The organism is Glaciimonas sp. Gout2, from assembly GCF_035018905.1.
GTDB lineage: Bacteria > Pseudomonadota > Gammaproteobacteria > Burkholderiales > Burkholderiaceae_D > Glaciimonas.
Genome location: NZ_JASJXA010000001.1, coordinates 1 through 25,065, shown reverse-complemented (window position 1 = coordinate 25,065; position 25,065 = coordinate 1). Strand labels below are relative to the sequence as shown.

Here is a 25,065-nt window from a genome sequence, read left to right as displayed (position 1 = left end):
GTCAGGCAGTGACCGGGATCGCTTCCTTGTGCCATTCCAGGACTATCTTTGCGACGGCACCAGGAGAGATTTTTAGCATACAAGCACATTCGGCCGCGTCAATATCTTTACATCCGGCACAATTGGTTGGGATGCACAAACTTTGGGCGTGCGTCCCTACCGGTGCCCATCTTCCTGGATGCATCGGTCGGATCGGTGGAAATAAACCGAGCGTGCGCTGCCCAATAGCTGCAGAGATATGCAGCGGGCCTGTGCCGCTGGCAATCAAACCATCTGCCGCTTTGATGAAAGAGGTGAAGACATCAAGTGTGAACCTGCCGCAAACATTACTCACATTGGGTAATCTCAATAATTCTCCCGCATTTTCTGCGAGCCACTGTCCTTCTGTGGCGCTGCCGGTTAGCCATAACTGGATATCTTTGTACGCGCTAAGTTGCTTGGCAAGCGTCACATAATGTGCGATTGGCCATTCACGACCATGTCCGTTAGATTTTGTATGAATAATCAGGTTGAACGGATGCTGCGCCAATAGACCGTTAACCTCTTCGTTCTCGGGAATGTCGAAGTCATAAAGTGCCGCAATCTCAGCAATTTCGGGAATGGTCTTAAGACCAAACGGGCGCAGAAATTCAAAGTTGAATTGCGCTTCATGATGTTCTGAATTACCTTTTTTGAACCGCACCCGACGATTGCAATATAACAGTTGGTACAACTTTTGACGGGCATTGCCAATACGATTTTTAATTCTTGCTTTGAATGCTAGTTGTGCTAATTGCTTGACCGGTTGTGCAATGATGACGGTATCGATACCAGCACGTGCAAAATACCCGGATGGATCGGATAAGAAGTCCTCCAGTTCGACTACCTCGTCAACACTGCGGCAATGCCTGACGACCGGGGCTGCATAAGCTCGACAAAGGAAACTTATTTTGATCGAAGGATGTTGTTGCTTCAGACGCGCCGCAATGGGTAGCGTTAGCATGACATCACCGATGTTGTCGGTGCGGCATATTAAAATGTGTGCGCTTGTTATTGCCATTTGTAATCGATTAAAAACGTCATGTGGAAACTGATATCAGTATCAGCGATAAAAGTCAGAAGCGACCCCGCGATTCTGACTTTTACAGAGTCTGATTATTTGCCTATTATCTTGGATCAGGTATGTACTATTTAAGTACAAGTTGAGTGGCACATTTATGTTCTGGTTTTGTTTCTTTCTTCTCTTTTTTTCAACGCGCTGAAAGATATTTCATATACCACTTGAAGCTATTAAAGACCTCACCGCGCTTCATTAGGAAACGCGAAAACATGCGCATCTCTTTATAATTTCGCGGCTCGGGATCAAGGGCTATATCGGCCCAGGGTGATAGCTTGTGGTACTTGATAAACAGGTCGGTCGATGCATGCAAACACCAATCGTTCCAGGGTTTGACTGCGCCGGCAAAATGAATGAAACCGATCTCGCCAATGTCACGCATTTGTCTTTTGTCTTTTTCCAGGTCGTGAATCAAGTCGTATAGAAAATTCCATTTTCTTTCGATAAACGTAATTTTTCCTTCAAGTACAACATTGAGCGCATCTTGATCCGGGAAGCGGTAATTTTTTCCATTTTCTAAAATCGAAAGAATTGTTTTCTCGGTGATCTGTTGTGACATCCAGACATCGACATTCATGTACATTACGCCGGAGTTAAAATAGCGCTGCGATGAAAGCTGTAAAGCAGCACAGCGTCTGCGCGTAGTTTCATCCGCGTCAGGAACCACGATCGCTGCGCTATCTCCGAAATCCATTTGAATCAGTTCAGCGATACTTCCCAGGCATAAAATATCCGCATCCAAATAAAGGACTTTATCCGTGATTCCTTGCAACGTGGAAGGGATCAGCAGACGTGTAAAGATGGTTGGAGAATAATATGAAAATTGCGAGATATGTGCAAACGGTTTAAAGATCACCGGATCAATAATATGAATGTGCGTCGCGACTCCGTACTTGGTCGTTAGCTGATTGAAACGTTGCCGGTTATCTTCGGAAATCGCAAATGCAAAAACGTGAAACGTGAAGTCAACGCCCGGATTATTATCAATGATCGACGTGATTGTTGCGCCCATGCTGCGGCAATAATGGTCGTCGACACAGAACGCAATATGAAAGGAGCGCGATGGATTTTTTTCAGATGACTGAGAAATAGCGTTTAAAGATGCATGCATTGGACTGTCCTGGAAGCCTACATCAAAATAATGTCGTACTGCTCTTGCGGATAAACCGTTTCGACTTGCAATGAAATCGGTTTAGAGATGAAATCGCCGAGCATGGCGAGATGTTGTGACTCCTCCTCTAAGAACATGTCAACTACCGCTTGCGATGCCAGAATGCGAAATTCACGCGGGTTGAATTGTTTTGCTTCGCGCAACACCTCTCGCAAAATTTCGTAACACAGCGTGCGGGCGGTTTTGACTTGTCCTTTGCCATTACATACCGAGCAGGTTTCGCACAGAATATGTGCCAACGATTCACGCGTGCGTTTGCGCGTCATCTCGACTAAGCCCAGCGCCGAAAAATCGGATACCGATTTCTTGGTCCGATCACGCAATAAGGCTTTGTTGAGTTCGGACAATACTGCTATCTTATGCTCGACATTTTCCATGTCGATAAAGTCGAGGATGATGATGCCACCAAGGTTACGCAACCTGAGCTGGCGGGCGATGGCGTGGGCGGCTTCCAGATTGGTTTTAAAAATGGTGTCGTCAAAATTGCGACCATTGACGAAGCTGCCAGTATTGACATCAATCGTGGTCATTGCCTCGGTCTGATCGACGATCAGGTAACCACCAGATTTAAGCGGCACACGACGACTCAATGCATTCAGAATCTCTTCTTCAACACCGTACAAGTCAAATAATGGTCTTTCGCCTGTGTAGTGGATTAAGCGCGCATTGACGGACGGCGTGTAGGTACTGGCAAATTCTTGCAGCTTGATAAAATTCTCGCGCGAGTCGACCTGAATACTGGTCGTTTTATCGTCGACAAAGTCACGCAGCACGCGTTGCGCCAGACTTAAATCTTGATGCAGTAGCGTCGGTGCCGGACGGCTTTTTGCCAGCTGTGTGATCGAAGACCAGGTTTTACGCAGGTATTCAATATCCATTTGCAGATCGGTGTCGGACGCATCTTCAGCCATGGTGCGAATGATGAAGCCGCCTTTCTCCTCGGGTGGAAGCAACTGTTGTACTTTAGTACGCAACAATTCGCGTTCTGCTTCGTTTTCGATGCGCTGAGAAATACCAATGTGATTATCTTGCGGCAGATACACCAGCATGCGGCCAGCGATGGAAATTTGGGTGGATAATCGTGCGCCCTTGGTCCCGATAGGGTCTTTAACAACCTGTACCATCAACGGTTGTCCGTCGAATAACAGCTTTTCAATCGGCATCGGTATCGTTGGCTGTCCATCGGCTGCTGGTACTCCACGCACGCGGGCTTCCCATATATCGGCCACATGCAAAAAGGCCGCTCGCTCCAATCCAATATCGATGAATGCGGATTGCATGCCGGGTAAAACGCGGACGACTTTGCCAAGATAGACATTTCCGGCCAATCCGCGGGATAAGGTGCGTTCGATATGTAATTCTTGCACAGCGCCTTGAAAAATCAGCGCGACACGCGTTTCTTGCGGGGTAATGTTAACCAGTATGTCTTCGCTCATAAAATATCGATTCCTGCCTGTTGTAATAGTTGAGCGGTTTCAAAAAGGGGTAAACCCATAATGCCGGAATGACTACCATTGATACGTTTGATGAACATGGCAGCAAATCCCTGGATACCATAGGCCCCGGCTTTGTCGTAAGGTTCTGCCGTCGCGCAGTAGCTTCGGATTATTTCATCGCTAAGGGTTTGAAAAACCACTTCAGATGTTTGTGTTATTTGCCAGGATTGCAGCTGATACACCACAACAACGCTGGTCAATACCTGGTGCGTTCGGCCTGACAATTGTCGCAACATATTTACTGCTTCTGCGTTATCGGCCGGTTTGCCCAATATTTTATTATCAATGGTGACTGTCGTATCTGCGGCGAGGAGCGGCCTCATTGGCAACTTACGCTGCTGCATGGTGTGGAAAGCAAATGCGGCCTTTTCCAGGGTAACGCGTTCTACATAAGCGGTTGGCTGCTCATTTGAAAGGACTTCCTCACTGACATCTGGTCCGCGTGGGGTGTTTTCGCGTAATAAGAGTAGCTCAAAATCCACACCAATTTGACGTAAAAGTTCACGTCTTCGGGGACTTTTTGATGCAAGATAAATTTTTTGGTTCCAGATTTTCATTATTTGGGCAGTAGCATTCTTCCTAAATAACCTGTTAATTCAGGTAACCTAATTTACCTCATTTTTGGTCGAACTCATACTCGCCGGATTGATATCCGTGATATCCGGCGCACTAAATCCTGTGATAAGGATGATTTTGGGTAATTGACCAGGCCCGATAAAGCTGTTCCGCCAAAAGCACCCGTACCATGCCATGCGGTAGCGTTAAACTGGAGATACGCAGCAGCGTGTCCGCCTTTGCTTTAAAAGCAGGATCAAGACCGTCGGCGCCGCCGATAATAAATGCGACGTCGCGGCCATCTTGTTGCCATTGGACCAAATGCTGCGATAGTTGCACCGAGGTCAGGTCTTTGCCGTGCTCATCCAGAGCGACGATGCGAACACCTTTGGGCAAGACAGCTTCTATGCGAGCACGCTCAAGCGCCATGGCAGTTTCCGCCGTCTTGCTGCTGGAGCGATCAACCGGTTTGATTTCTTTCAGGACGATCCGGCAATCCGGCGGCATGCGCTTTGCATACTCGCCGAATCCGGTCTCAATCCAGGTCGGCATTTTGTGGCCGACCGCAGCGATGATGAGCTGCACGTTAACCTACACTCAGGCTTCGTCTTTTGGTTTAGCTGGCGCACGCGCTGTCGTCGGCGCTTTTCTTACTGGCGCTTTCCTTGGCGCAGTGGCGGCTTTATGCGCAGCATTTTTGGTAGTGACGCTTTTCGATGACTTTACTTTGATGGTTTTGCCGACCGCTTGTTTAGGATCGCTTTTTACCGGTTTTTTGCGTGCAGGTGCTTTTTTCGGTGCATCGACTTCTGGTGCCAACGCTTGTGACGTGGTCAGATGACGCGACACTTTCTTCGCGGCAGCACCTTCTTCAGCGTCCGGTGCCGTGCGTTGAGAAACACGTTTGGCAGCGCCCATTTTGACTTCTTTTTCGCCCCAGATTTCTTCCAGACGATAATAAGCGCGAATCGCCGGTTGCATGATATGCACGACCATATCACCCAAATCGACCAATACCCATTCTCCGGTACCTTCGCCTTCGACGCTTAAAATATTGCCGCCGTTTTCTTTGACCTTGTCGCGGACCGATGCAGCAAGTGCTTTGGTCTGACGATTGGAGGTGCCGGACGCGACCACGATGCGATCAAACAAGCTGGTCAGATGGGATGTATCAAATACGCGGATTTCTTGCGCTTTGACGTCTTCTAGAGCGTCAATGACGAGGCCTTGCAGTTTTTTGATTTCCATTTAATTCTTATAAAGATGGTGTTGTTCAATATAGTCTAGCACTACCGCCGGGATCAGCGAGTCTGGTCTTTTTCCAGAGTGCAATGCAGCACGAATTTTTGTTGCTGATATGTCTACAAATAGGTTTTCCGCCAGATAAGTCAACCCGTGCGGACTCTGGCGAATCTGCTCGGGGGTCGCTGCGCGGCGCGTAAATTCGCGCGTGACCTCGGGCGGTACCTGTGATGCATCCAGCGCAAAGCCGGGCCGGGACGCTACTCCCAGATGCGCATAATTGAACAGTTTGTCCCAACCCTGCCAAGTATTCAGATGTTGTAACTGGTCAGCACCCATTAAAAAGATAATGGACGCCTCCGGACCCAGTTCAGCCCGTAACGATTGCAGCGTATCAATAGTGAAAGTCGCCGTTTGGCGCTCGATTTCCTGCTGATCGATGACGACCTTGACGGCCTGGTCGCTAAAAGCGCGTCGTACCATTTCTACCCGATCCGCGGCACTTGCTTCCAAACCGTGCTTTTGCCAGGGATTACCTGTTGGAATCACGCGCAAGAGATCTGGTGATAGCAAGGTGACAAAGTAACGGGCCAGAGCCACGTGACCGTCATGAACCGGATCAAAACTACCGCCTAAAACAGCGACGCAACAACGTGGATGTTGATCAGCACGCATGTCAGAGCCAGTCTCGATGAATCAGGAAATCCGAATATAGCCGTGCTTCCGGGCTTCCTGCGGTTGGTTGCCAGTTATAGCGCCATTTGACCACTGGTGGCATCGACATCAGGATCGACTCGGTACGACCACCGGATTGCAAGCCGAACAAAGTGCCGCGATCATACACTAGATTGAATTCAACATACCGTCCACGACGATATGCTTGAAAATCGCGTTGTTGTTCGGTAAATGGTATTTCTTTGTTATTACTCAAAATCGCACCATACGCGGGGATGAAGGCATTGCCGACACTTTGCATCATGGCGAAGCTTTGGTCGAAGCCAAGCTGATTGAAATCGTCAAAGAAAATGCCGCCCACGCCGCGCGGCTCCTGACGATGTTTCAAATAAAAATACTCATCGCACCATTTCTTGAAGCGGGGATATAAAGCCTGATCGGTATTTTTATCTGCATCAGTATCGAATGGCGTCAATGCGTCACGGCAAGTACGATGAAAGTGGCGGGTGTCCTCTTCCGAGCCATAATACGGCGTCAAGTCCAGGCCGCCACCAAACCACCAGATCGGCTCTTTGCCTTCTGCTGTAGCGGTAAAAAATCGTACATTCATATGCACGGTTGGTGCATGGGGATTACGCGGATGCATGACTAGTGACACGCCCATCGCTTCCCATTGACGTCCAGCAAGTTCAGGTCGACTGGCAGAGGCAGATGGTGGGAGGGTTTTCCCCATCACATGGGAAAAGCCGACGCCGCCGCGCTCAAACACATTACCTTCTTCGATAATGCGTGAAATACCGCCGCCGCCTTCCGGGCGATCCCAACTATCGATACCGAAGGGTTGTCCGTCGATATGCTCCATGGCAGCCACAATGCGCGTCTGCAGATCCAGCAAGTAGGATTTGACCGCCGTTGCGGACGGGATATTTGATGTCATTACGTTAACGGACAAAGAATGCACAAATTGCAAAAAAATCGCGCATCAGTGTGCGCGGATCATATAAATCACGGGATAGCAGGGATTGTACCTTGCCGAGGCGGTCCTTGATAGCGGAATGGCAAAGGACGGTTGATTACCAACTTTTAATTAATGTGGATTTGGGTTAGTAATACACATTATTAATAGCCCTCAGTATTGATTCTGGCGAAATCGCCGCTTTGCCGTTTTAAGGTACAACGAATCATTATTACCTAGGAAACATTTAGTTGCTTTTGATACCTCGGTTTGGCGTTCATTGCGGGGAACATTGTAAAAGCATCTAGTTATCGTTTATTGATAGCAAGATTTTTAACGCAAATTGACGCAGCCAAGGCGACTTATCCAGGCCGTTTTATCGCACGCCAGCCAATGTCACGACGAAATTGCGCACCGCTAAAATGAATGATGTCGACGATGTTATAAGCGTGCTTTTGCGCTACTTTGACGCTGTCGCCTAGGCCAACAACGCATAGGACGCGTCCGCCGGAGGTGGTTAGTCGCGTCCCGTTCAGTGTCGTGCCAGCATGAAAAGTGATGGCGTCCGCAGTCTCAGGGGGAATACCAGAAATCAGATCGTCGTTGCGCGGCGCGTCAGGATAACCAGCGGCAGCCATAACGACACCTAACGCGGTGCGGCGGTCCCATTCCAGTTCGATGGTATCGAGCGTGTTGTTGACGGCGTGTTCCATCACCATCAGCAAATCGGTTTTCAGGCGCGCCATAATCGGTTGCGTCTCGGGATCGCCCATACGGCAATTGAATTCGATGGTCTTTGGGTTGCCCTTGTCGTCAATCATCAAGCCAGCGTATAGAAAGCCGGTAAAAGGATTGCCTTCTTTCGCCATGCCTTGGATGGTCGGTGTAATGATGTCGCGCATGACGCGCGCATGCACCGCGGGGGTGACGATCGGTGCAGGGGAATAAGCGCCCATGCCGCCGGTGTTCGGTCCCTGATCGTCATCTTTTAAGCGTTTGTGATCCTGGCTAGTGGCAAGGGCAAGAATATTTCTGCCATCGACCATGACGATGAAACTGGCTTCTTCGCCGGTCAGAAAGTCTTCGATGACAACGCTTGATCCGGCGGTACCGAATTTGTTGTCAGCCAGCATCATATCTACTGCCGCATGCGCTTCCTCTGGTGTCATCGCAACGACCACGCCTTTACCTGCAGCAAGTCCGTCAGCCTTGATGACAATTGGCGCACCCTTTTGGTCAAGATAGCGATGCGCGGCTTCGACGTCGGTGAACGTTTGATAATCTGCTGTGGGGATCTTGTGGCGCTGCATGAAGGCTTTAGCAAAATCCTTGGAACTTTCCAGTTGCGCCGCTTCTTTGGTCGGGCCAAAAATTTTGAGGCCACGGTCCCGGAATACGTTCACGATTCCGCCAGCTAACGGTGTTTCAGGGCCAACGACGGTGAGGGCGATGCGCTCTTTTTCAACAAAGTCTGCCAGTGCTGAATAATCGGTAATGTCGACGTTTTGCAGGCGTGAATCGAGTGCAGTACCCCCGTTACCGGGCGCAATAAAGACGGTTTGGATACGGGGCGATTGGGCGATTTTCCACGCTAGTGCATGTTCACGGCCACCAGAGCCAACGACGAGAATTTTCATAAGATGTCCGGTTTTACGCATTTGTTGCTGACTATGCCGCCGATAAGAGCGCGGTCAGATGCCTGCAAATAGTGCTATCAATAGTTGCCAAAAAGAGATGGCAGAAAGGTTTATGAAAATAAGTTGATTTAAATAAATAAATAAATAAATAAATAAATAAATAAATAAATAAATAAATAAATAAATAAATTTAATTTCATTAAATTTCATTAAATTTAAATCAACTTGATGCCATTTAATTACATAAGCCTAAGCACCTAAGCATGCTATCAATGATCTTCAATAATGGCGTTGCTGAAAACTTCCTGAACGTCGTCCAGATTTTCCAGCGCATCCAGCAATTTTTGCATTTTGACTGCATCTTCACCCGCGAACATTGTTTCAGTCGCTGGCTTCATGATGATTTCGGCCATTTCTGCTTTAAAGCCTGCTTTTTCAAGCGCCGACTTCACTACCGAGAACTCAAACGGTGCGCACAATACTTCGATTCCGCCTTCTTCATCGGTAATAACGTCGTCAGCGCCCGCTTCCAGAGCGGCCTCCATCAACGCATCTTCGTTGGTACCGGGCGCAAATAGGAATTGACCGCAATGTTTAAACATAAAGGCGACTGAGCCTTCAGTGCCCATATTGCCACCGTTTTTCAAGAACGCATGACGGACTTCAGCCACGGTGCGAATTTTGTTGTCAGTCATGCACTCTACGATGATGGCGGCGCCATTAATGCCATAGCCTTCATAGCGGACTTCTTCGTAGTTGACACCATCCAGTTCACCCGCACCGCGCTGAGTTGCGCGGACTACGTTATCCTTGGGCATATTGGCGTCGCCTGCTTTGTCGACTGCGAGGCGTAATCGCGGATTGGTGTCTGGGTCGCTACCGCCCATCCGGGCTGCGACGGTGATCTCTTTGATCAAGCGGGTCCACACTTTGCCGCGTTTGGCATCGGTGGCTGCCTTTTTATGCTTGATATTGGCCCATTTACTGTGTCCCGCCATGATGGTTCTTTCTTGCTGTAGTTAGCTATAATCAAAGCAGCATTTTATCATAGTGCACCCTCTCAAAAATCGACTTTACCGTCGCTCAGACCAAACAAAATTATGCTCAATCCCCTTCTGATTGCTAAAAATACCCAGCACGAACTTGCTTTGCTACCTGCTCTGGTGAATCGCCATGGCTGCATCACAGGCGCTACCGGCACGGGCAAGACGGTGACGCTGCAGGTGTTCGCGCAGGCGTTATCGGATATCGGAGTGCCGGTTTTTATGGCTGACGTCAAAGGTGACTTGTCTGGAATCGCCAAAGCAGGGACGCAATCGGCAAAATTGAAGGAACGTTTGGCAACACTTGGCATGGATGAACCGCAATGGGCCGCTGCCCCGGTGACGTTTTGGGATGTCTTCGGAGAGCAAGGTCATCCGATCCGGGCCACTATTTCCGATCTTGGGCCACTTTTGTTAGCCCGCATGCTCAATCTTAACGACACTCAGCAAGGTGTCTTGCAACTGGTATTTAAGATTGCCGATGACAATGGCCTGTTATTGCTCGATACGAAGGATTTGCGGGCGATGTTGCGGTATGTCGGTGACAACGCGCCTGATTTTAAAACCGAATACGGCAATATCTCGGCGGCCAGTATCGGTGCCATTCAGCGCGGATTGATTGGTATTGAAGAGCAGGGCGGAGATAATTTCTTCGGTGAACCGATGCTGAATATCGACGATTTGTTGCAGACTAACGGCGATGGCAAAGGGATCGTGAATATTTTAGCTGCTGATAAACTCATGCAATCGCCGCGTCTGTATTCAACTTTTTTGTTGTGGCTGCTTTCAGAATTGTACGAGCAACTTCCTGAAGTGGGCGATCTGGATAAGCCAAAGTTGGTGTTTTTCTTTGATGAGGCACATTTACTGTTTGCCGAAGCGCCTAAACCATTGCTACAGAAAATTGAACAAGTGGTGCGTTTGATTCGCTCAAAAGGAGTGGGTGTCTACTTTGTGACACAAAATCCTCTGGATATACCGGATACGGTGCTCGGTCAATTAGGTAATCGTGTACAGCATGCCTTACGCGCTTATACGCCGCGGGATCAAAAAGCGGTGCAAGCCGCAGCGGACACATTCCGCGCTAACCCCAGTTTAAATACGTCGCAGGTCATTAGTGAACTTGGTGTTGGCGAGGCGTTAGTTTCTTTCCTGGACGAAAAAGGCCGACCGACCATTGTTGAGCGTGCGTATATTCTGCCGCCAGCATCGCAAATCGGGCCAATTTCGCAAGAGGAGCGTCAGCAGTTGATTGCCGGATCAATCGTCGCTGGTGTGTACGACACCGCGGTTGATCGGGAGTCTGCATATGAAAAATTGAAAGGTCGTACCGCAGCGACTTCAACGGGTGGCGCTGACGTCACTGTGCCTTCAACTATTCCCACTACTGGCGGTTCGTGGACTGACGCATTAGGCGGTATGTTGGGTGGCAAAACCGGTTCTGGTAGCCGGGATACGTTGGTCGAAACCGTTGTGAAATCGGCTGCTAGAACAATGGGTTCGCAGTTAGGGCGGCAAATTATTCGTGGCGTTCTCGGATCGATTTTTAAAGGAAAGTAATCGATCGCATTCTGTGCTGGCCGGAGACTACTGCCTCGCAGAAATTGACAGTTTTTGCTCGCAGGCGATAAATTAAATATTCGCTCCACGCTCCTTCTGTGTCGCTTGGGCCGAAGATAGCATTGATCGCGTGGTTATTTGTGTTGTAGCTATTGATCTGCGTCGTCAATAGCTCCGTTTCAATCGAACAGGAATGCGGGCCTGACATGGGGCCTTTACCTTCCGTCGATACCTGCTTTGTGTAGACGACTCTGCTTAAATCACGCTATCAAAACGCAATTTTTTTATACCATTTACAATCCTAATATGACATCTTTACCGTTGCAGTCAGTCGACCGCAAGATTTACCTTAGTGGCTTGGCAATTGGCATTATCGGGGCTGTTCTTTTTTCTGCCAAAGCGATCGTGGCAAAGTTGATTTATCGGTACGATGTTGACGCCGTGACGTTAATTATGTTTCGTATGCTATTCGCGTTTCCTTTGTTTGCAGTGGTTGCAATATGGAAAACCCGGTCCGCGCCACCGCTGGCAAATATTGACCGTATTCGTATCGTGATATTGGGTCTAGTGGGATATTACTTGTCGAGTTTTCTCGATTTTATGGGTCTGCAATATATATCAGCGGGGTTGGAGCGGTTGATTTTGTTTTTGACGCCGTCGTTTGTTTTATTGCTGTCGTTTTTCTTTTACCAGCGACGCGTTACGTTGCTTGAATGGGGAGCTTTAGGGCTTTCTTATTTGGGCACCGTTTTGGTATTTATACATGACGTGCGACTGGGCGGGCCTGATATCGGATTGGGCAGTTCACTAGTGCTAGGCGCAGCGATTACGTATTCGTTCTATCTTTTATTGTCGGGTGAATTGGTGAGCCGTGTCGGTGCGTTGCGATTGGTGGCGTATGCAATGTGTATTTCTTGTGTCGCTTGCGTAGTGCAATTTTTTCTTTTGCGTCCGGCTTACATGATCGTGCAACCGACAGCTGTGTATGGCTTATCTTTGATTAATGCGGTTTTTTGTACAGTATTACCGGTATTTTTAACGATGATTGCGGTGGCACGGATTGGTGCCGCGACTTCGGCGCAAGCCGGCATGGTCGGGCCGGTTTCAACCTTGTTTTTGGGCGCGCTCATATTGGATGAACCGATTACGGGTATTCAGCTGGCAGGAACCGGATTGGTGTTAACGGGTATTTATCTGATTTCAAAGAAGAAAGTTTAAAAATGGATCTTGGAATTCGTGGCAAGCAAGCCTTGGTCTGCGGTGCCAGCAAAGGATTAGGACGCGGATGTGCTGAAGCATTAGCGGGCGATGGCGTCAATTTAACATTGGTAGCACGGACAGCGGAAACGCTGGAGCAAACGGCGCAGCAGTTGCGCGATGCCTACGGCGTTGAGGTAATTGCTGTTGTCTGTGATATCACCACAGCGGAGGGGCGAGCGCTGGTGTTGGCTGCTTGTCCGCAACCGGATATTTTGGTGACTAATGCTGGCGGTCCACCGATGGGTGATTTTCGTGATTGGCAGCGGGACGACTGGATCAAGGCGCTTGACGCCAATATGTTGACGCCGATTGAACTGATTAAGGCCACTGTGGATGGCATGATCGCCCGTGGTTTTGGTCGTATCGTGAATATCACATCAAGCTCGGTGAAAGCGCCGATTGACGTACTCGGTTTATCGAACGGTGCGCGTTCTGGTCTTACCGGATTTGTTGCAGGTATTGCTCGCAAGACAGTCGCACACAACGTAACGATCAATAATTTATTGCCGGGTGCGTTTGATACTGATCGTTTGCGTTCGATGCAGGCCGCATCTGCTTCAGCTAACGGTACGACCATTGAGCAAGTACAGCAAGCAAGAGCTGGGCAAATACCAGCAAAACGATTTGGAAATGCCGCCGAATTTGGTGCGATGTGTGCATTTATGTGTAGCGCACATGCCGGTTACCTGACGGGGCAAAATATTTTGCTCGACGGCGGCGCTTATCCGGGCACCTTTTAAAAATAAATTAAAAATTGCCTGTTGGTTGAATGTTTCTTGCAGTCTCGGCGGCCTCGACTCTCGGCACCTCGTACTGTTTTGTCAGAGGGTAATAAGCAGTGAGTTACCCGAACAAATTTGTGTCAGACTCATCGTTTAGGTTGGCCTTGTAAATAACAGAGCATTTTTTTATTTAGAATCGAGAAAATAATGGTTAAAGCAATCGTAATTCGCAAGACAGGTGGTCCTGAGGTGATGGAGTACGTCGATGTTGAAGTTGGCGAGCCTGGGCCGGGCGAAGTCAGAATTCGGAATGTTGCATGCGGGGTAAATTTTATCGATGTCTATTTCCGAATCGGCTTGTATCCGCAACCGCTGCCCGGTGGTGTGGGGCAAGAGGGCGCTGGCGTAATCGAGGCTGTCGGGTTGGGTGTTCTTGGTTTTAAACCGGGTGATCGCGTCGCCTATGCAGGGCGGCCAAATGGCTCCTATTCCGAAGTCCGCCTGATGCCTGTGGCGATGCTGGTTAAATTACCAGACGAGATTTCGTTTGATGTCGCAGCCGCTTCCCTGTTACAAGGGCTGACGGTTCAATATTTGTTCAGACGGACCTTTCCCGTAAAAGAGGGCGACACCATACTATTTCACGCGGCCGCTGGCGGGGTAGGGCTGATTGCCGCGCAGTGGGCGCGTTCGCTCGGTGTGAAGATGATCGGCACGGTCGGCTCAGACGAGAAAAAAGCGTTGGCGCTTGCCGCAGGTTGCACCCATGTGATCAATTCGAAGACCGAAAATATCGTTGAGCGGATGAAGGAGTTCACCAATGGCAAAGGCGTGCCCGTGGTGTTCGATTCGATTGGCAAGGATACCTTCATCGACTCATTGGATTGTCTCTCGCCGCTCGGAACGATGGTCAGCTTTGGTAGTTCTTCCGGACCGGTGCCACCGTTTAGCTTGAATGAACTGGTTTCGCGCGGTTCGTTATCCATTACACGACCATCGCTGTCACACTACATCTCGACGCGTGCCGAGCTTGATGCGGCCGCTGCTGATTTGTTTCAAATGATCGGTAGTAAAAAAATCGTGATCGATATCAATCAACGTTATGCTCTAAAAGATGCTGCGCAGGCGCACATCGATCTGGAAGGGCGTAAAACAACTGGCTCGACGATTCTGATTCCTTAATTTTTTTATTATAAAGTAAGCCATGAGCGACAAAATCGAACACCAGGAAACGGTCCATGAAAATAATCCAATGGGCCATCCAGAAGAGCAGCCGACCGGTACGGATGGTACGCCGAAATTTGGTCGCTTGCTAATAGTGCTGATATTAATGGTGATCTTGATTGGCTTTATTACGTTTGCCAGCGAGTGGTTTTATACCTGATTGTTTCAACATTAGTCTCAATTGGCTAATAAATTCCGCCACAAACGATGAAACCTGCGCCTGTCGTAAAGACATGGTGCAGGTTTCCATCGAACTATTCCTTGAGCATAGCAGCTACCCGATTTGGTGGGTCACTATTTGCTGTCTTCAACTTTTAGCTTTACCTGCCGTGGAACACCGCTTTGCCCAGGGAAGTCGCTAAATGCGCTACGGATTAAATAAGGCATTACCTTTGGCAATGCGCTGACTCGTCCCTCGCTGACAACGGTCACGTCATACAATTTTTTGGCGTCGCTGATGCGGGAAATGCCAACATTTGCACGGCGTGTGAATACCTGAAAATTCAGCTCGCGCTGGGTCACTACCGGTGTGCCGTACCAAAATGGATCATTGAATGGGCCGTAGAATCCGCGGTATCCCCATCCTGGACCATAGAACGGAGACCCATAAAAACCAGGATCAATCACCACTGGTTCCACAACGTGCACGTCGCGCGCGGTGACACCGTATGTTAACGCTACAGTTAGCGCGGCTTGCGCGCGGTTTGCCGGTTCGGTAAAGCCAAGCCGTTGAAGCTGCTGGCGCACCAGGTTCTCGTAGTTGCGGTATTCAAGATCATTATCTTGCTCGGTTGAGTGGGTAAAGGTGAATGACTTGTTGGTCAGATCAGCGGGCCACTCGTTGAACGCCGTGACGTCACTACGGATGAAAGAGGCGCAACCAGCCAGTAGCAAACACATCGCAGCCATACAAAGAACTAAAAACCGTTTCATAATTTTCCTCGGTAGAGCGAAATAAAAAAATTCTCGTCTGTTGGGTGGACCGTATTCTTGGAGTGAAATATTGCCGTAGAGTTCATCCCTGATAACTCGACGTGAAATAACGCTAACGTCGGCGATCCGTCGTTATCGCGAGCACTTCTTCTTATAGGGGATTGTACGCGTCCGTCTGTGATTCTGTTTGTCATGGACTAGTGACGCTTGTTCGTGGTCTGAATGGCTGGGGTTGTGCTCAAACAATGTAATAACAATACGCCTTTACATCTCATGCCCGGACCAAGCGTTACAGCCAAATTGCATGAACATTCGGCGGTTGCTTGGTAGAATCGTGTTTTCTACGAATTTCTCATCACTAGATCCTATGCGTAACGATACGGCAGCAACACCATCTACGATTTATCGTAAAGATTACACCGCTCCTTCTTACTGGGTTGATACGGTAGATATGGGTTTCGATCTTGATCCCGCTTCGACTCGGGTTGCTACCCGCATTGTGATGCGCCGTAATCCGGCAAGCCTTGACAAAGGAATCGTACTGGTGGGTGAGGAGCTGGAACTGATCAGCTTGCGTCTGAACGGCAAGCAGTTAAAGTCAGGCCAGTATCAGTTGCAGGGCGGCACGTTGCGAATCCCGCTTGCGCCAGCCAAAGTTACTCTTGAAATTGAAACGCTGACCCAACCAGAAAAAAATACGTCGTTAATGGGTTTGTATGTGTCGAATGGTAATTTTTTCACACAGTGTGAAGCGGAAGGTTTCCGCAAGATTACGTATTTCCCGGATCGCCCGGACGTGATGGCGAAGTACACCGTCATGCTGCGCGCTAATAAGAAAAAATATCCAGTGCTGTTATCAAATGGCAATCTGATCGAAAAGGGTGATTTGGGTGATGGTCGCCATTATGCAAAATGGGAAGACCCGTTCAAAAAGCCTTCGTATTTATTTGCGCTGGTTGCGGGCAAGCTGGTTTGTCAGCAAGAAAAATATACGCTGAAATCAGGTCGTAAAGTATTGCTGCAAGTATGGGTCGAAAAAGGAAATCTCGACAAAACGCAACATGCGATGGATTCGCTCAAAAATAGTATTCGTTGGGACGAAGAGCGCTTTGGATTGGAGTTGGATCTGGATCGCTTCATGATCGTGGCGGTCGGTGATTTCAATATGGGCGCGATGGAAAATAAGGGTTTGAATATATTCAATACCAAATTTGTCCTCGCCAATCCGCATCTGGCAACCGATGTCGATTACGCCAATATCGAAGCGGTAGTCGGTCATGAATATTTTCATAACTGGACCGGAAACCGTGTCACCTGCCGTGACTGGTTTCAATTGTCGCTTAAAGAAGGATTGACTGTTTTCCGTGATCAGGAATTTTCTGCTGACATGGTCGGTACCGATAGTGGTCGTGCGGTGAAGCGTATCGATGATGTGCGCGTATTACGCCAGGCGCAGTTTCCAGAAGACGCGGGCCCGATGGCGCATTCAGTGCGTCCGGACGCGTATGTTGAAATCAACAATTTCTACACCGTTACCATTTACGAAAAAGGTGCCGAAGTTGTCCGTATGTATCAAACTTTGCTTGGGCGCGACGGATTCAGAAAGGGCATGGATCTGTACTTCAAGCGTCATGATGGTCAAGCCGTAGCCTGCGATGATTTTCGCGCTGCCATGGTGGATGCCAACGGTCGCGACTTGACGCAGTTTGAACGCTGGTACAGCCAGGCGGGAACCCCGCGTGTGCATGCTAAAACACATTACGATCCGATTAAAAAAACCTTCGACGTGACACTGACGCAAACGTGTCTGCCTACACCGGGTCAAAAGAAGAAATTACCGTTCCATATTCCTGTGGCGATTGGTTTGGTTGGCAAAAATGGTAGCGATTTGCCGTTGCGCCTGAAAGGAGAAAGCGCAGTTGATCACAAAGACTTACCGACTGAAATTACCCGCGTTCTTGAGCTGACTAAAGCACAGCAAACCTTCCGTTTCATTGACGTGGCGGAACAGCCTGTGCCATCCATCCTGCGCAATTTTTCAGCGCCGGTTGTACTGGATGTTACGTATACAGATGCTGAACTGGCCTTCTTGCTGGCACATGACAGCGATCCATTCAATCGTTGGGAAGCGGGTCAACGGTTGGCCACCCGCAGCTTGCTTACGTTGACAATGACGGCTGCCGCAGCCGCAATGTCCGCCACCCCGAACGAAGCGTCATTGGAGGCTATGCTGAGCGCTGCGGGAGCGAATAGCGATGCGCTTGGCGAGGCTATGCGCATTATTTTGAACGATGCAACGCTGAATGAGGCTTTCCGGGAGTTGGCGATTACCTTGCCGTCTGAATCAGTACTGGCTGAGCAAACCGAGGTGATCGATCCGCAGGCAATTCATGCAGCGCGCCAATTTTTGCGCTCCAGCCTTGCGAAGACATTGCGTACTGACTTGTTGGCCGCATACCACGCCAATCAAACTCCCGGCGCTTATAGCGCAGATGCACTTTCTGCTGGTAAACGAGCGCTGAAAAATGTAGCGCTGTCGTATTTGATGGAAGGCGACGACGATGAGATACATACACTGGCACAGCAACAGTACAACGATGCCACTAACATGACTGATCGCTTTGCTGCTTTGCTGGCTCTGACGAATAGCAGTGCGCCAGGAAAAATTGCTGCGTTATCGCAGTTTTATACCGATTTCGCGCAGGAGGCATTGGTGATCGATAAGTGGTTCGCGTTGCAAGCCATGGCACGCACCAGCGACGTAAATGCGGTCAGGGATTTGCTTAAGCATCCGGCCTTTACTTTCAGCAATCCAAATCGCGCGCGGAGTTTGATTTTCAGTTTCTGTAATAGCAATCCAGCCAATTTTCACGCTGTTGATGGCAGCGGTTATGCATTCTGGGCAGACCAGGTGATTGCTCTCAATAGCGTAAATCCGCAAGTTGCCGCTCGGCTGGCCCGTACGCTGGATCGCTGGAGAAAATATGCGCCGACGGTGCAAGAAAAAATGCGCGGCGCTTTAGAGCGCATCGCCGCAACACCGGATTTGTCCAAAGACGTGCTGGAAGTTATTTCCAAAGCACTTGCTCATTAATATTTTAGGAAAAATTCACATGAAACGTGTAAGCCTCACACAACATCTTATCGAACAACAGCGTCTACACAATAGTATTCCTTCCGAATTACGTTTGCTGATCGAGGTCGTCGGGCGCGCCTGTAAAACGATTAGCCATGCCGTCGGTAAGGGTGCGTTGGGCGAAGTACTGGGAAGCGCTGAAAGCGAAAACGTACAGGGCGAAGTGCAAAAGAAACTGGATATCATTTCTAATGAAATTCTGCTTGAGGCGAACGAGTGGGGCGGTCATCTGGCAGCGATGGCATCGGAGGAAATGGAAACTATTCATCCGATTCCCAATCGCTATCCGCAGGGCGAATATCTATTGTTGTTCGATCCACTTGATGGCTCCAGTAATATTGACGTCAATGTCTCGATCGGTACCATCTTTTCAGTCCTCAAAGCGCCGGATGGCATGCAAGCGCCTACCGAGCAAGATTTTTTGCAATCAGGTCGCCAGCAAGTCGCCGCCGGTTATGCGGTCTACGGTCCACAAACGATGCTGGTATTGACTACCGGAAATGGTGTGCATTGCTTTACTCTGGACCGGGAAATGGGCGCATGGGTGCTGACGCAACGTGATATTCAGATACCAACTGAAACCAAGGAATTCGCCATCAATGCATCGAACACCCGGCATTGGTTTCCACCGGTCACGCGTTACGTCAATGAGATGCTGGAAGGCAGCGCCGGACCGTTGAAGAAAGATTTCAACATGCGCTGGGTTGCCTCTATGGTGGCAGACGTACACCGTATTCTTAGCCGTGGTGGCATCTTTATGTATCCAGCCGATTCACGCGATCCTGATATGCCAGGAAAATTGCGCTTGATGTATGAAGCCAATCCGATGGCAATGCTGGTAGAGCAGGCGGGCGGTGTGGCGACGGATGGAAAACAGGCAATCCTGGATATCGTCCCGCACAAACTACATCAACGTGTGCCGGTGTTTTTGGGATCTAAAACGGAAGTAGAGCGCGTTACCCGCTATCACAACGAATAAAGAGTTCAGTAGGAATGGGTTGGGTGAGATGCTACTTGGTGGAAAATTGGTACACATCCATTCCTTCTAATTCTCAATAAACGTTTAACGCTCTATATAGAGTGATACACCTGCATTTGGCCGCAATGGATAACCGTCTTCGAAGCGCACTTTCGAAGACGGTGCGGTGATAATCCGAGTCTACATTGATGGCCTGCATACAGCGTCGCAAGACTCCTAAGTAACAAGTCATATTCTTGAAATTATCCGCAGGTAAAATAGTGGAGTAATAAAAAAATAATCTGACCGCAGCTTTCAAGGCTTGGTGGTGGAATCAGCGAAGGTCAATGATGTTATTTAAAAAAATGCACGCATTAAGTGCACCTGCGCTATTGATGTTTTTGCAATCAGCGTTTGCGGCCCATCCGCTCGTCACTGACGACACCAGCACGCAGGATGTCGGAAACCGACAACTGGAAGTGAATACCGACTGGTACAAAAAACAAGGTGATTTCAGCCATGTTGCTGACGTTACTTTTACCTATGGCGTGCTATCAAATGTTGATCTTATTAGCGATGTTCCCTCGACATTATCGTCACCGCGCGGAGTGAATGATGGCTCGCTTGGGATTAAATGGCGGTTTTATGAGCAAGGTCCGATCAGTTTGGCTATCAAACCCATTTTGGTTCTGCCGACCGGTAATCAAAACAGGAGTTTGGGGACCGGTCGCAGCAGCGGAGCGCTGACCTTGATTGGGACCGTCGATATGTCTCCATGGATGTTTCACGGAAATATCGGGGTTAATGTTAATCGCTATGCGTTAGCATCAGATCGACAAAGCAATCGCGACGCTCTTTGGCGCGCATCTGCTGCGGTGTCTTACAGCCTTACCCCAAAATGCAGTGTAGTTGGAGATATCGGAATTACCCGTAACTCCGATGTCATGAGCACGATCAATCCTGCCTTTATGCTCACGGGGCTGATTTACTCTCCTAATAAAGATGTTGATCTTGATGCTGGTATAAAATTTGGTCTGAATAGCGCGGAAGTCAGCCATCAGCTTGGTGTCGGCTTGACCTGGCGCTTTTGATGTTAGCTGAAAAATAAATTACGCCAGGCAGATAGTCGACGTTTAAAATCTTCCGTGGTACCAACCGTTTAACAATCCGGTAGTCCGGCAATCCGAAGTTGCGGCGCCTTGCTTTCCGACGGGCGAATGCCACGACGATATTCTGTTGGTGATGGCCACATCTGCTTGCGGAAAAGTTTTGCGACATTCGCGCCACTGAACAGTCCACAACGACGGGCAATCTTATCGACTGGTAAATCGGTCTCGGTTAATTGCTGACGTACCGCTTCCAGTCGCAAGTTTGTGAGAAAGTCGTGTGGCGTTTGACCAGTTTCTCGTTTGAACTGGCGAACGAAGTTACGCTCACTCATGTAGACATAGTTGGCGGCATCAATCACTGAAACAGGATCGCTAAGGTGTTCAACGAACCAGAGAGAAGCCTTGTGGATTTTGCTATTAATCATCGATTCGACGGGACGCGCCGGGTTATTGATAGGTGAGGTGTCTCGGCGTCGTTGGCACACTACGAGGTTTTGCGCTACACGTTGCGCAACGGCGGGTCCCAAATCGTTTTCCAATAGACGTAAAGCGAGATCGGTAGCCATGCCAACATCGCATGATGTGAAAATATTATTGTCGTCCACGATCTGGGCTTCCCTATCAATGTTGATTTTAGGAAATTCACGCGCGAGTTTGTCTGCCAGTGCCCAATGTGTGGTGGCGCGGCGATTGTTCAGAAAACCTGCTGCCCCAATGACAAATACGCCGGTGCAGATTGCGGCAAGGCGGCGAACCTGGCTGCGCTTTTTTTGTAGCCATGTAATGAGCACTGGATCGCGATACGCGTCAAAGTTACCCGTGCCGCTGGCAATGAGAAGGGTATCAAAATCCTGATTATCGAATTGTGTAATCGGTGCTGTCAGAATTTGCACTGCGGCCGAGGACGTTACCATGCCGCCAGAAATCGACATAATCGATACCTGATAGCGCGTAGTGCCGGGAAATGCGGTTGAAATGAGTTTGTCTCCGATTCCGAATACATCCGCCGCACCCACTACATCGGCCAGTATTACGCCATCGAAAACCATAATGCCAATATGCTTGACGGCGGAAATATCGTCCGTCGCCCCGACTGTGTTTAAGCCCCCAATATTCATGAAGCTTCCCCCTAACGGCAAGTTTTAGTATTGTTATTTAGTAATTTATTGTTGCCAAATAATCATCTTTAATACTCCTATAATTGCAGATAATTTCCTTGACATATATCAAAAAAACTTAAAAATGGTCAAATTTAGATGTAAAAAAGACAACATTTATTTCTGCTTTATTTACATCAATTAGTTTCTTTTCAGGAACTTTCATACCAAATTGATGGTTTGTTTGCATGAGGAAAGAGCGTCTTGTTAGTCGTGATAGGGTTAATTACCTACACTTCTTTCCAATGTTTTTGCGTCGCTTCACAACTCATAACCTCGCGTTATAGTTCCTAAGCCCAGTCTACAACGCCAACTTTAACGTTGGTTTTGACCGATTTAGCCTAGACCGAAATAGCGTCGAGATCGCGTTTGAATCAGCATGTTATCAATGACTGAGATGCTTGTTTTCCAATGCATCCTCAAGGCGCGAGTTTTCAAGGGTTAGCTCAGCTACAATTTGTTTCAGCTTAACGTTCTCCTCCTCCAGGCATTTCAATCGCTGGGGGTAATCCTGTAAGCCACCGTATTGCTTTTTCCAGCTCTGAAAAGTACGCTCGGTTATCCCGGCTTGTCGAATTACGTCAGCTACCGGCATACCGAGCTCCTCCTGCTTAAGAGCCTCAGCAATCCGATCGCGGGAAAGTGGCGTGCGCTTCATGGCATGTCCTTCGCCTTCTATTGATTCACTCATAGCTATGGTTAGACTATGACTATTTGGTAGTAGTTTCATCTTGTAGTGGTTCCAGGCCGAGGCGACGGCGTACGAATGGATCGCGATATTCGGTATTATCGGGATCACTGACGCTACTAGCGGTTACTGTACTAGGAACAGCAGCTGGGGCAGCCACGGGAGCAGGTGTCGGTGCAGCAGGAGCCGCTACATCGTTACGAGATATCTGTGCTAGTGCTGGTGCTGTATTTGCTGCCGCGACTGCTGGTCTTGCCATACCTGGACAATCATGACCGGTTGCCTCTACAGCTTTTCGATTGGCATCGCTTTGGCATAAGAGTGCTAGCGCCACATCGTTGAGACCCATTGCACGGAATTCCCTTGAGTCAAGGCGACGTACGCAGGCTTGATCCACCATGGTCGAGGCGGCGGTAGCGCCGAATCCAGTCAGTGATAAGCCAAATGATACTGAGCCCATGCAAGTATCGGACAGCGTTGTGGTCAGTGATGGTGCGGTAATTGAAGGTGCACTTTTCACTGTATAAGTACCGCCATATTCGACTTTTGCGGTCGTAGTGTTTGGATCAGTCGCTGCTGTTGTGGCAGCTGTGGTCCCCGTCGTACCGGTTGTACCTGATCCTGTACCAGAGGTTCCGCTGCCTGACCCAGTGCCGGAGCCCGACCCAGAGCTGGAGTCACTGGAGGATCTGCTTGGCAAGGTCACCGAAACGCTCACGGTCGACGTATTACCGTTGGCTGTAGTACCTGAAACGGTATTTGATGCCGCTCCGCCGGTAGCGCTGCCGCCGGTAGCTGCTCCGCCAGTGGCAGAACCACCATTGGCTGATCCACCTGCTCCACCTGCTCCACCACTCGCGGTTGATGTTGATGTCGATGCGGAGGTAGGCGACACTGGAGTCGAACTGTTCGCTTCCGCGACTACTGGTACTGTGAATATTGAGGCTACCAGAATACCTAGAAGTTTGTGTTTCATGGCTTCTCCGTTATTTTTCTGTATGTTCCAGGAGAGAGGGAAAGTACTCTTTCCCTCTTCCCCTTCCCTTTACGCGAAAAACTTTATAAAGTTATAGGTTACCCGAGGCTGCAGCTGCAGTTGCGCCGCCACCGTTACCGCCGTCACCGCCGATTGCTGGACCGCTCTTTGCGCTTCCCCCAATTGTTAAGGAGTATGCAGAACCAGCGGTATTGCTGTTACCGTTCACCGAGCTATCTGCGATACCAGTTTTGGAGCTAGCACCACCACCAACTGCCAAAGAATTACCGTTTGCGGTTTGTGACGAACCCTTAGTTAGGGTGCCAGCGCTGCCGCCTGTGGCCCCACCACCGGTAGCGCCAGAGCCACCACCGTTGCCGCCAGTAGTGTTGCCAGTTGCAGATGCATTTGCTGTAGATGAAGTAGAACCACCGCTGCTAGGCATTTTTTTCCAGCCGCTTGAGCTTCCAGCGCCAGCAGCGCCAGTCGCTGCAGAATCTGCACTGGCAGAGTTGCCTTTTGCATTGCCGGCAGGACCCCCAATCGACGAAGCAGGGCCGCCAGTAGCAGCACCTGCGGTAGCAGGAGCGCCGCTAGTATTGCCGGCTGTGGTATTGCCACCTTGTGAGCTGGCTCCGCCGCCGCCAGTGCTATTGTTGCCGCTGTTAGCGTTGCCGCTCATGTTGGTTTGGGTTGCATCGCCTGCAGTCACAGCACCGCCGGATGTCGGGCCGCTTGTTACGGAGCCACTAGTGGCGCCGCCACCAGCTCCGCCAGCGCCTGCAGTTGCACTGGCGCTGGAAGAGTTTTTGACAGTTAACGTTGTCGTTGTTGTCGTTGTTTTTGATCCTGATGATGGAGCCGAATGATGTGCGTTAGCATATCCCCCAACTAAGAAAAGGGAAGCGATGGATGCGGCAATAATTTGCTTTTTCATTTTTATTTCTCCTGAGTGTAGGGCGTTAATTGCAAGGGGTCTCGTCTATATACGCCCAAAATTAACAGACAAGATTTCGTTATAAATCAAAGCTGCCACGAGGCTTTTCAGGCGGTCGGTGTTGTGAGAAAAAATCATAATCCCGACATTTTTGACAGAAAAATTGCTGCACAAAACTGCCTGTTTTTTCAAAAACATCGCTTCTCCTGCACTAACCAATCACAGCCAAAAATATTGACTGGTCCCATCCATTCATACGTTGGCAAGAGATATGTGCGTCGCGATGTATTGATCATAGGACCGTCGACAAAAGTGTTTACGACAAAACTTTGTCGAGTTAGGACAGCATAGATGGCTGATTTGGACGCCTTTCCATGGAGCACCAGAAGGTGGTGTGATGCGATTTACGTCACCTTGCTGAGGCGTATATATCGATTTTTGAAGATGGGAATAATAGATGGGTATTCTGGCCGATCGTGACCACCGATTCTGGTCTATCGTGACCGACCATTCTGGCGCATCGTGACCGCTCATT

The 25,065-nt window shown here is 49.2% G+C and carries 23 protein-coding genes; 8 read left to right on the top strand and 15 right to left on the bottom strand.

Annotated elements, in window-relative coordinates:
• Position 1: 1 nt before the first annotated feature.
• The 10 genes from QN379_RS00115 to QN379_RS00070 all read right to left on the bottom strand — a co-directional run bounded on the left by QN379_RS00115 (position 2) and on the right by QN379_RS00070 (position 9,825).
• Complete coding sequence (locus tag QN379_RS00115) at positions 2-1,039, bottom strand: glycosyltransferase family 9 protein (RefSeq protein WP_323505698.1); 1,038 nt, start codon at positions 1,037-1,039, stop codon at positions 2-4.
• A gap of 190 nt (positions 1,040-1,229) precedes the next feature.
• A complete protein-coding gene (locus tag QN379_RS00110; RefSeq protein WP_322236143.1) occupies positions 1,230-2,207 on the bottom strand; it encodes a glycosyltransferase family 8 protein in 978 nt (325 codons plus the stop codon).
• 17 nt (positions 2,208-2,224) lie between these two features.
• Positions 2,225-3,703, bottom strand: a complete 1,479-nt coding sequence (gene rng, locus QN379_RS00105) for a ribonuclease G (RefSeq protein ID WP_322236146.1) — start codon at positions 3,701-3,703, stop codon at positions 2,225-2,227.
• A complete protein-coding gene (locus QN379_RS00100; RefSeq protein ID WP_322236148.1) occupies positions 3,700-4,320 on the bottom strand; it encodes a Maf family protein in 621 nt (206 codons plus the stop codon). Before QN379_RS00100 ends, rng begins: the two co-directional genes overlap by 4 nt.
• A 112-nt stretch (positions 4,321-4,432) precedes the next feature.
• Complete coding sequence (gene rlmH / locus QN379_RS00095; RefSeq protein WP_323505697.1) at positions 4,433-4,903, bottom strand: 23S rRNA (pseudouridine(1915)-N(3))-methyltransferase RlmH; 471 nt, start codon at positions 4,901-4,903, stop codon at positions 4,433-4,435.
• Between the two features lie 12 nt (positions 4,904-4,915).
• The gene (gene rsfS / locus QN379_RS00090) at positions 4,916-5,566 is read right to left on the bottom strand and encodes a ribosome silencing factor (protein WP_323505696.1); all 651 of its coding nucleotides are present in this window, start codon (positions 5,564-5,566) and stop codon (positions 4,916-4,918) included.
• Entirely contained in the window at positions 5,567-6,235 is a 669-nt protein-coding gene (locus QN379_RS00085; RefSeq protein ID WP_322236154.1) for a nicotinate-nucleotide adenylyltransferase, read from the bottom strand.
• A 1-nt stretch (position 6,236) separates the two neighbouring features.
• Positions 6,237-7,172, bottom strand: coding sequence for an oxygen-dependent coproporphyrinogen oxidase (gene hemF / locus QN379_RS00080; protein WP_322236156.1), 936 nt, complete (start codon positions 7,170-7,172; stop codon positions 6,237-6,239).
• Between the two features lie 380 nt (positions 7,173-7,552).
• A complete protein-coding gene (gene purD, locus QN379_RS00075) occupies positions 7,553-8,827 on the bottom strand; it encodes a phosphoribosylamine--glycine ligase (protein ID WP_322236158.1) in 1,275 nt (424 codons plus the stop codon).
• Positions 8,828-9,096: 269 nt separating this feature from the next.
• Entirely contained in the window at positions 9,097-9,825 is a 729-nt protein-coding gene (locus QN379_RS00070) for a YebC/PmpR family DNA-binding transcriptional regulator (RefSeq protein WP_322236160.1), read from the bottom strand.
• A 102-nt stretch (positions 9,826-9,927) separates the two neighbouring features.
• Here QN379_RS00070 and QN379_RS00065 point away from each other — a divergent pair, with 102 nt between their 5' ends.
• The 5 genes from QN379_RS00065 to QN379_RS00045 all read left to right on the top strand — a co-directional run bounded on the left by QN379_RS00065 (position 9,928) and on the right by QN379_RS00045 (position 14,796).
• Complete coding sequence (locus tag QN379_RS00065) at positions 9,928-11,430, top strand: DUF853 domain-containing protein (protein WP_323505695.1); 1,503 nt, start codon at positions 9,928-9,930, stop codon at positions 11,428-11,430.
• 306 nt (positions 11,431-11,736) lie between these two features.
• Positions 11,737-12,648 carry a DMT family transporter gene (locus QN379_RS00060; RefSeq protein WP_323505694.1) on the top strand — a complete coding sequence of 304 codons (912 nt, stop codon included), beginning with the start codon at positions 11,737-11,739 and terminating at the stop codon, positions 12,646-12,648.
• Between the two features lie 2 nt (positions 12,649-12,650).
• Positions 12,651-13,430 (top strand): SDR family oxidoreductase, encoded by a 780-nt coding sequence (locus QN379_RS00055; RefSeq protein ID WP_322236165.1) that lies wholly within the window; start codon positions 12,651-12,653, stop codon positions 13,428-13,430.
• A 189-nt stretch (positions 13,431-13,619) separates the two neighbouring features.
• The gene (locus QN379_RS00050; RefSeq protein ID WP_323505693.1) at positions 13,620-14,594 is read left to right on the top strand and encodes a quinone oxidoreductase; all 975 of its coding nucleotides are present in this window, start codon (positions 13,620-13,622) and stop codon (positions 14,592-14,594) included.
• A gap of 22 nt (positions 14,595-14,616) precedes the next feature.
• The gene (locus QN379_RS00045; protein WP_322236169.1) at positions 14,617-14,796 is read left to right on the top strand and encodes a hypothetical protein; all 180 of its coding nucleotides are present in this window, start codon (positions 14,617-14,619) and stop codon (positions 14,794-14,796) included.
• A gap of 134 nt (positions 14,797-14,930) precedes the next feature.
• Here the strand turns inward: QN379_RS00045 and QN379_RS00040 are convergent, their stop codons facing one another.
• The gene (locus QN379_RS00040; RefSeq protein WP_322236170.1) at positions 14,931-15,569 is read right to left on the bottom strand and encodes a DUF4136 domain-containing protein; all 639 of its coding nucleotides are present in this window, start codon (positions 15,567-15,569) and stop codon (positions 14,931-14,933) included.
• Positions 15,570-15,936: 367 nt separating this feature from the next.
• Between QN379_RS00040 and pepN the strand changes: the two genes are divergently transcribed.
• From pepN to QN379_RS00025, 3 genes are all read left to right on the top strand, one after another.
• On the top strand, positions 15,937-18,663 hold the full coding sequence (pepN, locus tag QN379_RS00035) for an aminopeptidase N (RefSeq protein ID WP_323505881.1): 2,727 nt from the start codon (positions 15,937-15,939) through the stop codon (positions 18,661-18,663).
• A 19-nt stretch (positions 18,664-18,682) separates the two neighbouring features.
• Positions 18,683-19,684, top strand: a complete 1,002-nt coding sequence (locus QN379_RS00030; RefSeq protein WP_322236174.1) for a class 1 fructose-bisphosphatase — start codon at positions 18,683-18,685, stop codon at positions 19,682-19,684.
• Between the two features lie 326 nt (positions 19,685-20,010).
• Positions 20,011-20,754, top strand: a complete 744-nt coding sequence (locus QN379_RS00025; protein ID WP_322236176.1) for a transporter — start codon at positions 20,011-20,013, stop codon at positions 20,752-20,754.
• 68 nt (positions 20,755-20,822) lie between these two features.
• Here the strand turns inward: QN379_RS00025 and QN379_RS00020 are convergent, their stop codons facing one another.
• The 4 genes from QN379_RS00020 to QN379_RS00005 form a co-directional block, all read right to left on the bottom strand.
• Entirely contained in the window at positions 20,823-21,890 is a 1,068-nt protein-coding gene (locus QN379_RS00020) for a GlxA family transcriptional regulator (protein ID WP_322236178.1), read from the bottom strand.
• 424 nt (positions 21,891-22,314) lie between these two features.
• Positions 22,315-22,620, bottom strand: coding sequence for a transposase (locus tag QN379_RS00015; protein WP_322236179.1), 306 nt, complete (start codon positions 22,618-22,620; stop codon positions 22,315-22,317).
• Positions 22,621-22,639: 19 nt separating this feature from the next.
• A complete protein-coding gene (locus QN379_RS00010; protein WP_322236181.1) occupies positions 22,640-23,593 on the bottom strand; it encodes a hypothetical protein in 954 nt (317 codons plus the stop codon).
• Positions 23,594-23,684: 91 nt separating this feature from the next.
• Positions 23,685-24,530, bottom strand: a complete 846-nt coding sequence (locus QN379_RS00005; RefSeq protein WP_322236183.1) for a hypothetical protein — start codon at positions 24,528-24,530, stop codon at positions 23,685-23,687.
• Positions 24,531-25,065 lie beyond the last annotated feature (535 nt).

Excerpts from the sequence above, each read along its gene's own strand:
- QN379_RS00115 (WP_323505698.1), bottom strand. The coding sequence starts at position 1,039 with ATGGCAATAACAAGCGCACACATTTTAATATGCCGCACCGACAACATC.
- QN379_RS00110 (WP_322236143.1), bottom strand. The coding sequence starts at position 2,207 with ATGCATGCATCTTTAAACGCTATTTCTCAGTCATCTGAAAAAAATCCA.
- rng (WP_322236146.1), bottom strand. The coding sequence starts at position 3,703 with ATGAGCGAAGACATACTGGTTAACATTACCCCGCAAGAAACGCGTGTC.
- QN379_RS00100 (WP_322236148.1), bottom strand. The coding sequence starts at position 4,320 with ATGAAAATCTGGAACCAAAAAATTTATCTTGCATCAAAAAGTCCCCGA.
- rsfS (WP_323505696.1), bottom strand. The coding sequence starts at position 5,566 with ATGGAAATCAAAAAACTGCAAGGCCTCGTCATTGACGCTCTAGAAGAC.
- QN379_RS00085 (WP_322236154.1), bottom strand. The coding sequence starts at position 6,235 with ATGCGTGCTGATCAACATCCACGTTGTTGCGTCGCTGTTTTAGGCGGT.
- hemF (WP_322236156.1), bottom strand. The coding sequence starts at position 7,172 with ATGACATCAAATATCCCGTCCGCAACGGCGGTCAAATCCTACTTGCTG.
- purD (WP_322236158.1), bottom strand. The coding sequence starts at position 8,827 with ATGAAAATTCTCGTCGTTGGCTCTGGTGGCCGTGAACATGCACTAGCG.
- QN379_RS00070 (WP_322236160.1), bottom strand. The coding sequence starts at position 9,825 with ATGGCGGGACACAGTAAATGGGCCAATATCAAGCATAAAAAGGCAGCC.
- QN379_RS00065 (WP_323505695.1), top strand. The coding sequence starts at position 9,928 with ATGCTCAATCCCCTTCTGATTGCTAAAAATACCCAGCACGAACTTGCT.
- QN379_RS00060 (WP_323505694.1), top strand. The coding sequence starts at position 11,737 with ATGACATCTTTACCGTTGCAGTCAGTCGACCGCAAGATTTACCTTAGT.
- QN379_RS00055 (WP_322236165.1), top strand. The coding sequence starts at position 12,651 with ATGGATCTTGGAATTCGTGGCAAGCAAGCCTTGGTCTGCGGTGCCAGC.
- QN379_RS00050 (WP_323505693.1), top strand. The coding sequence starts at position 13,620 with ATGGTTAAAGCAATCGTAATTCGCAAGACAGGTGGTCCTGAGGTGATG.
- QN379_RS00045 (WP_322236169.1), top strand. The coding sequence starts at position 14,617 with ATGAGCGACAAAATCGAACACCAGGAAACGGTCCATGAAAATAATCCA.
- QN379_RS00040 (WP_322236170.1), bottom strand. The coding sequence starts at position 15,569 with ATGAAACGGTTTTTAGTTCTTTGTATGGCTGCGATGTGTTTGCTACTG.
- pepN (WP_323505881.1), top strand. The coding sequence starts at position 15,937 with ATGCGTAACGATACGGCAGCAACACCATCTACGATTTATCGTAAAGAT.
- QN379_RS00030 (WP_322236174.1), top strand. The coding sequence starts at position 18,683 with ATGAAACGTGTAAGCCTCACACAACATCTTATCGAACAACAGCGTCTA.
- QN379_RS00025 (WP_322236176.1), top strand. The coding sequence starts at position 20,011 with ATGATGTTATTTAAAAAAATGCACGCATTAAGTGCACCTGCGCTATTG.
- QN379_RS00020 (WP_322236178.1), bottom strand. The coding sequence starts at position 21,890 with ATGAATATTGGGGGCTTAAACACAGTCGGGGCGACGGACGATATTTCC.
- QN379_RS00015 (WP_322236179.1), bottom strand. The coding sequence starts at position 22,620 with ATGAGTGAATCAATAGAAGGCGAAGGACATGCCATGAAGCGCACGCCA.
- QN379_RS00010 (WP_322236181.1), bottom strand. The coding sequence starts at position 23,593 with ATGAAACACAAACTTCTAGGTATTCTGGTAGCCTCAATATTCACAGTA.
- QN379_RS00005 (WP_322236183.1), bottom strand. The coding sequence starts at position 24,530 with ATGAAAAAGCAAATTATTGCCGCATCCATCGCTTCCCTTTTCTTAGTT.